We start from the raw sequence: 11,856 nt of genomic DNA, 5'->3' as shown, positions 1-11,856 counted from the left end.
GCCTGGCCACCCGCGTAGGGGTAGTCGCCCAGGACGCTGTTGGCGGTGAAGGAGGCACCCACGAGGACGCAGGCGATGGCGGCGAGAAGGGCTCCGCGCAGGTAAGTCAGGTTCATGGCACCGACGCTAGGCAGCCCGGCGGCCCGGTTTAAGGTCCACTTCCATGACATCTTCGGGGACCAATCCAGCACCGGCCGGCGGTGGCAGCGACCGGGAATCGGTCTCCGCCGCCTGGGAACTGCTGCTTCCGGCGGCGTCCGCTCCGGCCCGCGGGCGCGGTCGCGCCCTCCAGTCGGCACTGCGCGAAGCGGTCCGCTCCGGCCGGCTGACGCCGGGGACACGGCTTCCGTCCAGTCGTGAACTCGCCACCGATCTCGGTGTCTCACGCGGTCTGGTCACCGAGGCGTACGAGCAGCTGACCGCCGAGAGCTATCTGCACAGCGGGCGCGGGGCGGGAACGTGGGTGAGCGGATCGGTGCGGGCAGCGGCGGACCGGGCCCGCGATCTCGCCCCGCGCGCCCCCGGCACGCTCGTCGACTTCCGGCCCGGTACTCCGGACCTCTCGCTCTTTCCGCGCAGCGCCTGGGCCGCCACTCACCGTTCGGTGCTCGGCAGGCTGCCGCACAGCGCCCTGGGCTATCCCGATCCGCGGGGACTGCCCGAGCTGCGGGTCGCCCTCGCGGCCCTGCTGGCGAGGCGTCGCGGGGTGGTGGCCGATCCGGAGCGCCTGCTGGTCTGTTCGGGCGTGGCGCAGGCCACCACCCTGCTCGGTTTCGTGCTGCACGGACGCGGGATGCGCACGGTCGGTGTCGAGGATCCCGGGAGCCCCGAACACGCCTCCCTCTTCGCCTCGACGGGGCTCGCCACGTCGAGGCTGCCGCTCGATGACGAAGGCCTGGCCGCCGAGCCGCTCGTGCGCTCCGGGGTCCGTGCCGTGATGACCACCCCGGCCCATCAGTACCCCACCGGGATCGCGTACTCCGCCGCCCGCCGCAGTCTGCTCCTGGACTGGGCGAGGGACGTCGACGGGGTGATCGTGGAGGACGACTACGACGGTGACTTCCGCTACGACCGGGCGCCCGTCGGCGCCCTGCAGGGCCTGGATCCGGAGCACGTCGCGTACACCGGATCGGTGAGCAAGTCGCTGGCACCCGGTCTGCGGCTGGGATGGCTGCTGGCGCCGGCGTCCATGACGGACGAGATCGTCGCCCGCAAGCGCACGATGGATCTCGGCAATCCCGCCGTCGACCAGGCGGTACTCGCCGATTTCATCGCCCGGGGAGGCTATGACCGTCAGCTGCGGCGCTGCCAGCGCGCCTACCGGGAACGCCGCGACACCCTGACCGCGGCGCTGGCCGAGCACTTCCCCGGCACCGAGGTCAGCGGTATCGCCGCGGGACTTCACATCATCGCCCGGCTGCCCGCACGGTACGGTCCCGAGGCCGGTTTCGCCGCCCGTGCCGCCGGTGCCGGTATCGCACTGCGGCTGCTGAGCGACTGCGGAACCGTGCGTCCCGCGGACCGTTGTGTGAGCCTGGTGCTCGGATACGCGCAACTGGCGCCGGTGGACATCGCACGTGGTGTGCGTCTGCTGGCCGAGGCCCAGCGGGGCCTTCGCTGAGCGGCTTCGATGGCGCAGGGGACCGGGTATTCACCTCGCGTTGGTGTGCCCGCCTCCGTCGGGCGCGAGGGTGGCCCGGTCGATCAGCAGACCGTTCGCCCCACCCGCTGCCCCGGAGGCGCTTCGATGCCGTACCGTCCGCGTGTTCCGTCCCCCGACCGCCGTGCCCTGCTGCGCGGTTCACTCGCCGCCTCGGCCGCGTTCACCCTTCCCGTGGTGGGTTCGGCTGCCCCCGCCTTCGCGCGGTCGGGCCGGCCGGATGCGGCCTGGGGTGTGCAGGTGGGCGATGTCACGGCATCCTCCGCGCTCGTGTGGGTGCGGTCCGACCGTCCGGCCCGGATGGTGGTGGAGACTTCGGCGACCCAGTCGTTCCGGCGCCCGCGCAGGTGGCACGGTCCGCTGCTCGGTCCCGGTACGGACTTCACCGGGACGACACCGCTGTACGGTCTGCCGCCGGGCGAGCAGGTGCACTACCGGGTGACGCTCGCCGCCCCGGACGACCCCCGCCGCACCGGTGAGCCGGTGTACGGGACCTTCCGCACCGCGCCGGCGCGACGCCGGGACAGTGTGCGTTTCCTGTGGTCCGGAGATATCGCGGGACAGGGCTGGGGCATCAACCCGGACATCGGCGGATACCGGGTGTACGACGAAATGCGCCGCCTCGACCCGGACTTCTTCCTCTGCAGCGGCGACAACATCTACGCGGACGGGGTGATCGAGCCCCGTGTGCCGCTGCCCGACGGCCGTGTCTGGCGCAACATCACCACCGAGGAGAAGGCGAAGGTCGCCGAGAGCCTGGCCGAGTACCGGGGCAACTTCCGCTACAACCTCCTGGACGACAACCTCCGGGAGTTCAACGCACAGGTGCCCTCCATCATCCAGTGGGACGACCACGAGGTGCGCAACAACTGGTACCCCGGACAGATCCTCGACGACGCCCGGTACACCGAGAAGAACGTGGACGTGCTCGCCGCCCGCTCGATGCGCGCCTTCCGCGAGTACTTCCCGGTGTCCACCCCGCACCGGCCGTCGGGCACCGACAGGGTGCACCGGGTGGTGCGGCACGGTCCACTGCTCGATGTCTTCGTCCTGGACATGCGGTCCTTCCGCAACGCCAACTCCCCCGGCCGGCAGCCCGACGACACCACCGGAATCCTCGGCTCCGAGCAGTTGGCCTGGCTTGAGCGCGAACTCTCCCGGTCCCGGGCCGTGTGGAAGGTGATCGCCGCGGACATGCCGCTCGGCCTGGTCGTGGCGGACGGTGCGACGGACTTCGAGGCGGTGGCGCAGGGCGATCCCGGCGCGCCTCTCGGCCGCGAACTGCAGATCGCCGAACTGCTGCGGTACATCAAGCACCACCGGATCACCGGCACGGTCTGGCTGACGGCCGATGTGCACTACACATCGGCCCAGCACTACGCCCCCGAGCGGGCGGCGTTCCAGGATTTCGCACCGTTCTGGGAGTTCGTCACGGGCCCACTGGCCGCCGGCCAGTTTCCCGCCAACCCACTCGACGGAACATTCGGACCCGATCAAGTGTTCGTTCAGGCGCCTGATCGAGCGAATGTGTCGCCGATGGAGTCGCCTGCCCTCTTCGGTGAGGTGGACATCGACGGGGACAGCGGCGAACTGACCGTCCGGCTGCGGGCGCAGGGCGGCTCCGTCCTGTTCAGCAAGGTGCTGCAACCGGGGCGAGTGGGGCAGTGACCGGAAAGGTCTGAACGGCTCCGGGGAGGGGTTGACGGCGGGGCGGAGCGGGAGTTCCGCACCCCCGCACTGCCGACCGCTCTCCGGGCCGATTGTCAGTGGTGGGTTCTAGCGTTTTCTTCATGACCCGATCCGTACAGGCGCTGGCCTACTCACGTCCGTCCGTTCTGAAGTCCTCGCAGGCCGGGCAGTTGCTCGGCCTGGAGACAGCGGGCGGTCTCACGCCGCGGGGCGCCGAGCCCCATCCCCGGTTCTTCGAAGGCTTTCTCACCTCGCCCCGGATCGCGGCCCGCGGACTGCTCGCGGTGGCGGACGTGGCGGCCGCGCGCTACTACCAGCGGACGCTGCTGTCCTCGCTCGACCCGGTGGTGACGGGAAACGGCGACAGGCTGCGCTTCGAGTCGTTCTCCGGCTGCTGCGGTGTGTACGCCCGCCTGGACGTACTGCGGGAGGGTCTGGACGGGGCGGAGACCGGGCACGGCACGACCAATGTCGATGTGAACAATCCGCTGCGCGAGGCACTTTCGCGGATAGCGGGCGACGACCCGCTGCATCTTCGGGTGGGGCCGCAGGAGATGGCGGTGACCACGCTGGACGGTCCCGTCGTGGAGAAGAAGGTTCCGCTGCCGGACCGGTGGCTGCGGGGCTTCGCCGAGGCGCAGGTGGCCTCCGCCGCGTTCGATCTGCGGGCCGAGCTCCCGGCGGCCGAGGCCGTCCGGTTCCTGCGGTCACTGCCCCGCTCCTCCGGCAGCGCATCGCGAGGCGCTCAGTGGGTGCTTCCCGCCGGAAAGACCCTGCGGCCGACGACGAGGCCGACGGCGGGGGCAATCTGTCTGCCGGGGCCGCAGCGGCTGGTCTCGCTTCAGCGCATCCTTCGGCACGCGACGGCACTGCGGGTGTACGGCCCGGTGGCCGACGGCGCCGCCGCCGCCAGTGCCTGGGAGGTGGTGCTGCCGGGAATGCGGCTCACCCTGACGCTGTCGCCCGAGGCCTCCCGCGGCTTCTCGGGCGAGGGCGGTGTGCTGGAGGCGCTCGCCACCGATGACGCCGCGGCCGACGCCGAGCTGATCTCCGTGCTGCTGGCCTGGGAGCCCCGGATCGAGCCGGCCGACCTGGCCGAGCAGTCCGGCCTGCCGGTGCAACGCGTGCGGGCGGCGCTCGTCCGGCTGGGAACGGCGGGACGCGTGGGCTACGACCTCGCGGACGCGGCCTACTTCCATCGCGAACTGCCGTACGACGCGGACCGGGCCGAACGGCACAACCCGCGGCTGGTCGCCGCGCGACAGCTCGCCGAGTCCGGCTCGGTCGTCCTGGACGGCGACCTGGCGGCCGTGGCCTCGGGCGATCACAGCTACCAGGTCCGCGAGAGGGCCGGGGCCCTGAGCTGCACCTGCCAGTGGTGGGCCGACTACCGGGGCCGACGCGGCCCGTGCAAACACGCGCTGGCGGTCCGGATGACCCGGCGGGGCGCGACGGTCACCGCAGGTGCGCGATGAAGGACCTGATCACCGCGGTGCGCGAAGGCCGTCATCGAGACGTCCCCGCCCTGCTCGCCCCGCTCGACCGGGCCGAACGCAGGCTGGCGCTGGCCGAGTTGAAGACGATACGCAAGGAGGTGCGGGAGCGGGAATGGCGCGAGCGCACCAGGGTCCACAAGGCCGTGCTGGTGGCCGGCGCGGGCTGTCACACCGGGGCCGCGGGCTGCGCGACCTGGATCGGCGCCCGGGAACTGCGTGAGTGGGAGCGTTCGCCCTACCCGTGGGTGCTGAAGGTGCTGGCCGACCGCGATCCGGCCTGGCTCGCCGATCTCGCCCGCCGGCTGGCCGCCCGCTCCGTCGAGTCCGAGGCGGAGTACCGGCTCGTCCTCGAACTGGTCCGGATGGCGGACTGCCCGCTGCCCGCCTCCGACGGCATCGTCCGTGGTTGGGTCGACCGGATCAGCAACGCGCGGTGGCAGCAGCGGCCGCACCCTCCACTGACCGACGTCCTGCGCGCCGAACCGCACCTCGACGTGCTGGCGCCGCACCTCCTGGACATGCCGACGCTGCCCGGGCCGGTGGCCTGGGTCGGCGATCCGGGCCCGGGCGGCCACTGGCCGTCCGCGCTGACCGCCCTCGCCGCAGAAGGCCTGCTGGACCGCGCCCTCCTCCTGGACCGCTGCACCACCCGCCTGCTGCGCGGCGGGAAACCCGCCGACCTGCGCTTCTGTCTGCAACTGCTGCGTGGTCTCGAACCCACTGCTCAGGAGGAGGCCGAGCGGGTCGCCGACTGGATCGCCATGGCCGCGGACGGCCCGTCGCCCGTGGCCGGACACGCACAGGAGGTGCTCGCCCGGCTGGACGGTCTCGACAGGCTGTCCGTCGCTCAGCTGGCCGACGTCTCGGGTCCGGTGCTCTTCCGCACGGAGAAGAAGCTGGTCCGTTCCCAACTGGCGCTGCTGGGAAAGGTGCTGCGCCGCAACCCGTCGGCGGCCGGGGCACTGCTGCCCGTGGTCGGCGAGGCGTTCGGACACCCGGACATCGGTATCCAGGAGCGCGCACTCAAGCTCACCGCCCGCCACCTCCCCGCGGCCCTGTCCGCCGTTCACCAGGAACTGGCGGACATGGCCTCACAGTTGGGGCCGGTGCACCGCTCAGCGGCCCTCGTGGTGTTCGGTGATCTGCTCGACGCGGAGCCGGCCGACGACGTCTACGAGGAGATCCTGCCGCAGGCCCCCGTCCCACGGCGTCTCGCCCCGGCCCCGCAGAACACGGCCGAGCTCGTCGAGGATGTGGTGGCACTGGTGCGGTCCGGGTCGTGGGAGGTCACCCACTTCGAGCGGGCTCTGGACGGACTGATCCGGTGCGCCCACACAGGCCGGACGGCCCTGGCCGACGCCCTGCGTCCGGCGCTCGCCGGGCAGTGGTGGGCCGGGGCCGGTGAGCAGGACGAGACCGACCGGCGGTTCGCCAGGAACCACGACGGTCTGCAACTCGTCGCGGCGTCGCTGCTCGGACGGGTCTCGGCGCGGGCCGTCGCGGACGGCCGGGCCGGACGGACGCGGACGGATGCCTGCTTCCACGCCGGCGTCAACGGCATGATGTACGCACGGCTGTGGGAGGCCGCTGCCGCGATCCGGACCGGGAAGCTGCCCTTCCTGCTGGCAACGCCCACCTGGCACACCGGGTCCCTGGACCCGGTGGAGCTGGTCGGCCGGCTGCGCCGCTATCAGGAGCTGGGGCTCGAACCGGAGTCCTGCGACTTCGCGCAGGCCCTGCTGCGCGTCCGGCGCGGCGGCGGCCACGAGACCGCCGTACAGGCCGCCGGACTCGGCACCGTGGAAGGCGACCGGCTGGCCGCCTGGATCCGGGCGGACGAACCGTTGGCGCCGGTCCTGCGCAACCATGTGGAGGCCGAAGTACCCGTGGCCCGGGGCTGGTTCCAGCGGTCGGCGGCGGGAGCGCGGCGCATCCTGCTGGCCACCGAGGAACGCCCGGTATTCCAGCGGGAGTTCCCCCGCGCCTTCCACTGGCTCGGCCGCCCGCACGCCCCCGGACAGCAGCGCTGTTACCACTGGGGCCACAGCGCGCCGCATTGGATGGCCGCACTGCCGCAGGACAGCGAGACGCTGGCGGCGTGGCTGCTGCCTTCCGTCACCACGTGCGTCGAGGACGAGCGCGGGGGTGCGTGGCCCCTGCCGGCTCTCGTCGAGACCGAAGGGCCCGCTGCCGGCGCCATACATCTCGCGCTGGGGTACGGGCTCGGCGCCCGCTATCCGGAGGACCGGCTGTCGGCGGTGGACGCCCTGCTGATCCTCGCCGCCCGGGGCCGGCTGGATGCGGCGCTCCTCGGCAGAGAGCTGACCGTGCTCATCGGCCGGGGCCTGGTGAAACCAGGACGGCTGGCGAGCTCGGCGGCTACCGCCGCTGCCACCGGCGCGTACCGGACCGTGCTCTCCGTTCTGGTCCCGGTGCTGCCCGCGCTGCTGTCCCACGAGCGGGCTCCCCGGGGACTGAGCGACCTGCTCGCGGTGGCCGCGGAGTGCGCGGAGCGCGGTGGTCCGCAAAAGGCCGGGCCGATAGCCGGCCTCGGCGCAGCCGCCGCGCGCGGCGGGTCCACGCAGCTGGTGCGGCAGGCGGCGCGGCTGGAGGCCGCCTGGGGCCAGGCGGCCGCGTGAACCTGACCGGACCCTGGCTCGAACACCCTGGCCAACCGGCCGAAAATAGACGATTGGCGGCTAGATGCATACTTAACCCATCGGTCACAAGGCGTTCGTGATCAGGCAACACCGCTCCGTCACAGTGAAGGCATGACTGATGTGACATCCGCGAAGAGTGCCCGTCGCCCCCACCACTGGCGACGGGATCTCATCGAACTCGCCGCCCTGTTCACCGCGGTCGCCGTTGCCGACGCGATCGCCAACCTGATCGGGCACCAGCCGGACGGGCCGTATCTGCTCATCGCCTCGGCCCTGGCGCTGACCGCGACCGCCGCGTTCCACACCTGGTGGGCACGACGGCACAGCCACGCGCCACCGCCGGAAGCCGGCGGGGCGTCCGGCCCGGACGACTCCGGCGTGCAGACAGCCGCGGCGGCCGTCTCCCCGGCACCGGGTACCGGGGACGGGGAGACGACGCTGTGGCGGATGCGCACCACGGTCAGGGACGCTCCCGGCAGCCTGGCGGCGCTCTGCATCGTGCTGGCCCAGCACCGGATCGACATTCTCACCCTGCAGACGCACCCACTGGCACACGGCACGGTCGACGAGTTCCTGCTGCGCGCCCCCGCCACACTTCCGGCACCGCAGCTGACCCGGGCGATCTCCGCCGCGGGCGGCAGCTCCACCTGGATCGAGCGCGCCGATGCCCATGACCTGGTGGACGCTCCGACCAGGGTGCTCGGCCTCGCCACCCGCACCGCGCTGGATGCCGCCGAACTCCCCCTCGCCCTGCGCCAGCTGCTCGGCCGGTGCACCATCCACTCGCTGCCCGCCGTCTCGGTCACCGGACGCGCCACTGGTGAGACCGCGCCCGTCGAAGGGGTGCTGGAGGAGACGGTGATGCGGTTGCGTGACCCGTCGGGCGGTGTGATCACCGTGGAGCGGCCCTATCTCCCGTTCACTCCGACGGAGTTCGCCAGGGCGCGCGCCCTGGTCGAGCTCGACGCCCGGCTCGGCCCCCGTGTCCCGCGCAGCGAACACGTGCTGACTCTGCCCGAGGGCAACGAGATCACCGTGCGCCGGGCGGACATCGCCGACCTCGAAGCGGCCCGCGCCATGCACGACCGCTGCTCGGAGCAGACACTGCGGCTTCGCTATCACGGCCCGGTCCGCGACGCCGACCGCTATCTCGACCACCTGCTGGGCCCGCGCTTCGGCCGCACCCTCGCCGTCCAGACGGCCTCCGGCCGGCTGGTCGCCCTGGGCCACCTGCTCTGGGACGGCGACGAGACCGAGGTCGCCCTGCTCGTCGAGGACGACTGGCAGCGCCGGGGCATCGGCTCCGAGCTCCTCGCCCGCCTGGTGGCGCTCGCCGTCGAGGCCGGCTGCGAGAGCGTCTACGCCGTCACCCAGGCGTCCAACACCGGCATGGTCGCCGCCATGCGCGCCCTCTCGCTGCCGCTCGACTACCAGATCGAGGAAGGCACGCTGGTGATCACCGCCCGGCCGGCCGCGACTGCGGCACGGTCCCTGCCCCCGTACGAGCAGGCAAGTCACTGAAGCCCTGCCGCAGGGGCTCCTCGCTGCTCAGCGCCTGACAGAGATCGGCCCAGAGGTCCTCGACATCCTCCAGGCCGACCGACATGCGCAGCAGCCGGTCGCCGACCCCCGATGCCTGCCGGTCTCCTTCGTCCACAATGCGGTGGCTGATGGAGGCGGGGTGCTGGATCAGGCTGTCCACGCTGCCGAGACTGACGGCCGGCGTGATGAGCCGCACCGCGGCGATCACCCGGTGCGGGTCCCCGAAGACCTCGAAGGAAACCATCGCGCCGCCCAGTTCCGGGTAGTGGACGCGGGCGATCCGCGGGTCGGCGGCGAGCCTTCGGGAGAGTTCCGCGGCGCTGGCGGACGCGGCCCGTACCCGTACCGGCAGCGTGGCGAGGCCGCGCAGCAGCAGGTATCCGGCCATCGGATGCAGCACGCCGCCGGTGGCGAAGCGCACCTGGCGCAGCCGGGCGGCGAACTCCTCGTCGCAGGCGACGATTCCGCCCATCACGTCCCCGTGACCCCCCAGGTACTTCGTCGCACTGTGCAGCACGATCCGCGCGCCGTGCTCGACGGGGCGCTGGAGCACCGGTGTCGCGAAGGTGTTGTCGACGAGCAGCGGCACGGAACCGCAGGAGTGCGCGACCGACCGGATGTCCACCTCGGCGAGCGTCGGATTGGCGGGGGTCTCGACGATCACCAGACCCGTGTCGGGCCGGATCGCGTCGGCGATGCCCGCCGGATCGGTCCAGGTCACCTCGGTGCCCAGCAGCCCGGCGCCGAGCAGATGGTCGCTGCAGCCGTACAGCGGGCGGACGGCGACCACATGGCGCAGACCGATGCTCGCGCGGGCCAGCAGGACGGCGGTGAGCGCCGCCATGCCGCTGGCGAACGCCACGGCGCTCGCGGTCCCTTCGAGCCGGGCGAGGGCCGTCTCGAACCGGGCGGTGGTCGGGTTGTCGAGCCGGGCGTAGACCGGCGGCCCGTCGAGCCGGGCGCCGGTGGTGGCGAAGGAGTCGATCCGCTCCGCCTCCCCCCTGGAGTCGTACGAGGGGTAGGTGGTGGACAGGTCGATCGGCGGGGCGTGCAGGCCGAGAGCCGCGAGGTCGTCGCGTCCGGCGTGCACGGCTTCGGTGGCCAGCGCCCTGGACCGGGTTGTCGTCGAGGGCGCCATCGGGGCTTCGGTGTCCATGTCACCACTCTGAACAGTCGTCCGGATATTCGCGCCAAGGCCCGTGCTACGTTCGGCAAATGACCGATTCCATCGCCCTGGACACGGTGGATCTGCACATTCTGCGCCTACTGCAGAACGATGCCCGGACCACCTACCGCGATCTCGCAGCCGAGGTCGGGGTCGCCCCTTCGACGTGCCTGGACCGCGTCACCCGGATGCGCCGCACGGGCGTCATCCTCGGCCATCAGTTGCGACTGGATCCGGCCAGAATGGGACGCGGGCTGGAGGCGCTGCTGTCCGTGCAGGTCCGGCCGCACCGCCGAGAGCTCATCGGCCCGTTCGTGGAACGGATCAGGACGCTGCCGGAGTCCCGGGCGCTCTTTCATCTGACCGGTCCCGACGACTATCTGGTCCATGTGGCCGTAGCCGATACCGCCGACCTGCAGCGGCTGGTGCTGGACGAGTTCACCTCGCGCCGCGAAGTGGCCCGAGTGGAGACCAGGCTGATCTTCCAGCAGTGGGAGTGCGGACCGCTGCTGCCGCCCTCCGCCACAACGGCCGGGCCGGGCACCTGTCAGGCCTCAGAGCCCGATTGATGATGACGGGGAGCCCCTCTCCGTACGAGGATGTCCACATGTCAGACTCTCCCAGCAGCGCGCTGCCCCGCCAGGTCGCCGACGCCTACGTCGACGCGTTCGTCCAACTCGACCCGATTTCCGGCACCTTTCTGGGTGTCGCGGAAAGCTCGCGCCGCCTTCCCGACTTCTCCCCCGCCGGCCAGGAAGAGCTGGCCGGGCTGGCCCGCGCCACACTCGCCCGGCTCGACCGTGCGGAACAACTGCCCGGTGCGGCCAATGACGCCGAGCGCCGTTGCGGCCGCCTCCTGCGCGAGCGGCTGACGGCCGAACTCACCGTCCACGAGGCCGATGAGGCGCTGCGCGCCGTCTCCAACCTGCACTCCCCGGCGCACTCGGTCCGTGAGGTGTTCACCGTGACGCCCACCGGGTCGGACGAGGACTGGGCGGCGGTCGTCGACCGGCTCCGTGCGGTTCCGGCCGCGCTCGCCGGCTACCGCGAGTCGCTCGCGCTCGGCCTGGAGCGCAAGCTCTACGGCGGTCCGCGCGCAACCGCCACCTTCATCGGGCAGCTCGACGAGTGGGTCGGCAACGGTACGACGGGGTTCTTCCAGGACTTCGCCGCCGCGGGCCCGGCCGCTCTTCGCACCGGTCTCGACGACGGTGCCCGGCAGGCCACGCAGGCGCTCAAGGAGCTGCGGCAGTGGATGCTCGAGGTGTACGCACCCGCCGTCGAGGGCGCACCCGACGTGGTGGGCCGTGAACGGTACGCCCGCTGGTCGCGCTACTTCAACGGCACCGACCTCGATCTCGACGAGGCTTACGCGTACGGCTGGTCCGAGTACCACCGGCTGCTCGCCGAGATGCGGACCGAGGCCGAGAAGGTGCTGCCCGGGGCCGGCCCCTGGGAGGCGCTGGCCCATCTCGATGTGCACGGCAAGCACATCGAGGGGGTCGACGAGGTCCAGACGTGGCTGCAGGGCCTGATGGACGAGGCCATCGAGGCCCTGGACGGAACGCATTTCGAACTCGCCGAGCGGGTGCGCAAGGTGGAGTCCCGGATCGCCCCGCCCGGCGGCGCCGCGGCGCCGTACTA

8 protein-coding genes and 1 pseudogene are annotated in these 11,856 nt (G+C 72.1%); 7 read left to right on the top strand and 2 right to left on the bottom strand.

Features of this window, described 5'->3' with window-relative positions; translation table 11 throughout:
- Window positions 1-116: pseudogene (locus J1C73_RS34570) on the bottom strand (EamA family transporter); the annotation flags it as partial.
- A gap of 47 nt (window positions 117-163) precedes the next feature.
- Here J1C73_RS34570 and pdxR point away from each other — a divergent pair.
- The 5 genes from pdxR (at window position 164) to J1C73_RS05870 (ending at window position 9,026) form a co-directional block, all read left to right on the top strand.
- Window positions 164-1,621 (top strand): MocR-like pyridoxine biosynthesis transcription factor PdxR, encoded by a 1,458-nt coding sequence (pdxR, locus tag J1C73_RS05890; RefSeq protein ID WP_207315399.1) that lies wholly within the window; start codon window positions 164-166, stop codon window positions 1,619-1,621.
- A 126-nt stretch (window positions 1,622-1,747) separates the two neighbouring features.
- On the top strand, window positions 1,748-3,328 hold the full coding sequence (locus J1C73_RS05885) for an alkaline phosphatase D family protein (protein WP_207315398.1): 1,581 nt from the start codon (window positions 1,748-1,750) through the stop codon (window positions 3,326-3,328).
- Between the two features lie 122 nt (window positions 3,329-3,450).
- Window positions 3,451-4,824 (top strand): SWIM zinc finger family protein, encoded by a 1,374-nt coding sequence (locus J1C73_RS05880; protein WP_207315397.1) that lies wholly within the window; start codon window positions 3,451-3,453, stop codon window positions 4,822-4,824.
- Entirely contained in the window at window positions 4,821-7,484 is a 2,664-nt protein-coding gene (locus J1C73_RS05875; protein ID WP_207315396.1) for a DUF7824 domain-containing protein, read from the top strand. The genes J1C73_RS05880 and J1C73_RS05875 overlap by 4 nt, the downstream gene beginning before the upstream one ends.
- A 141-nt stretch (window positions 7,485-7,625) precedes the next feature.
- Entirely contained in the window at window positions 7,626-9,026 is a 1,401-nt protein-coding gene (locus J1C73_RS05870) for a GNAT family N-acetyltransferase (RefSeq protein ID WP_207315400.1), read from the top strand.
- Here J1C73_RS05870 and J1C73_RS05865 read toward each other — a convergent pair.
- Entirely contained in the window at window positions 8,962-10,203 is a 1,242-nt protein-coding gene (locus J1C73_RS05865) for a trans-sulfuration enzyme family protein (protein ID WP_207315395.1), read from the bottom strand. The genes J1C73_RS05870 and J1C73_RS05865 overlap by 65 nt on opposite strands.
- 59 nt (window positions 10,204-10,262) lie before the next feature.
- On the opposite strand from J1C73_RS05865, the gene J1C73_RS05860 reads away from it, so the two are divergent.
- Window positions 10,263-10,781 (top strand): Lrp/AsnC family transcriptional regulator, encoded by a 519-nt coding sequence (locus J1C73_RS05860; RefSeq protein ID WP_123467922.1) that lies wholly within the window; start codon window positions 10,263-10,265, stop codon window positions 10,779-10,781.
- A gap of 38 nt (window positions 10,782-10,819) precedes the next feature.
- The coding region (locus J1C73_RS05855; RefSeq protein ID WP_207315394.1) for a DUF885 domain-containing protein at window positions 10,820-11,856 on the top strand (1,037 nt) is incomplete at its 3' end.

This window comes from Streptomyces laculatispora, from assembly GCF_017353455.1.
GTDB lineage: Bacteria > Actinomycetota > Actinomycetes > Streptomycetales > Streptomycetaceae > Streptomyces > Streptomyces laculatispora.
This window is presented reverse-complemented; position numbering and strand designations above follow the sequence as displayed.

Excerpts from the sequence above, each read along its gene's own strand:
- pdxR (WP_207315399.1), top strand. The coding sequence starts at position 164 with ATGACATCTTCGGGGACCAATCCAGCACCGGCCGGCGGTGGCAGCGAC.
- J1C73_RS05885 (WP_207315398.1), top strand. The coding sequence starts at position 1,748 with ATGCCGTACCGTCCGCGTGTTCCGTCCCCCGACCGCCGTGCCCTGCTG.
- J1C73_RS05880 (WP_207315397.1), top strand. The coding sequence starts at position 3,451 with ATGACCCGATCCGTACAGGCGCTGGCCTACTCACGTCCGTCCGTTCTG.
- J1C73_RS05875 (WP_207315396.1), top strand. The coding sequence starts at position 4,821 with ATGAAGGACCTGATCACCGCGGTGCGCGAAGGCCGTCATCGAGACGTC.
- J1C73_RS05865 (WP_207315395.1), bottom strand. The coding sequence starts at position 10,203 with ATGGACACCGAAGCCCCGATGGCGCCCTCGACGACAACCCGGTCCAGG.
- J1C73_RS05860 (WP_123467922.1), top strand. The coding sequence starts at position 10,263 with ATGACCGATTCCATCGCCCTGGACACGGTGGATCTGCACATTCTGCGC.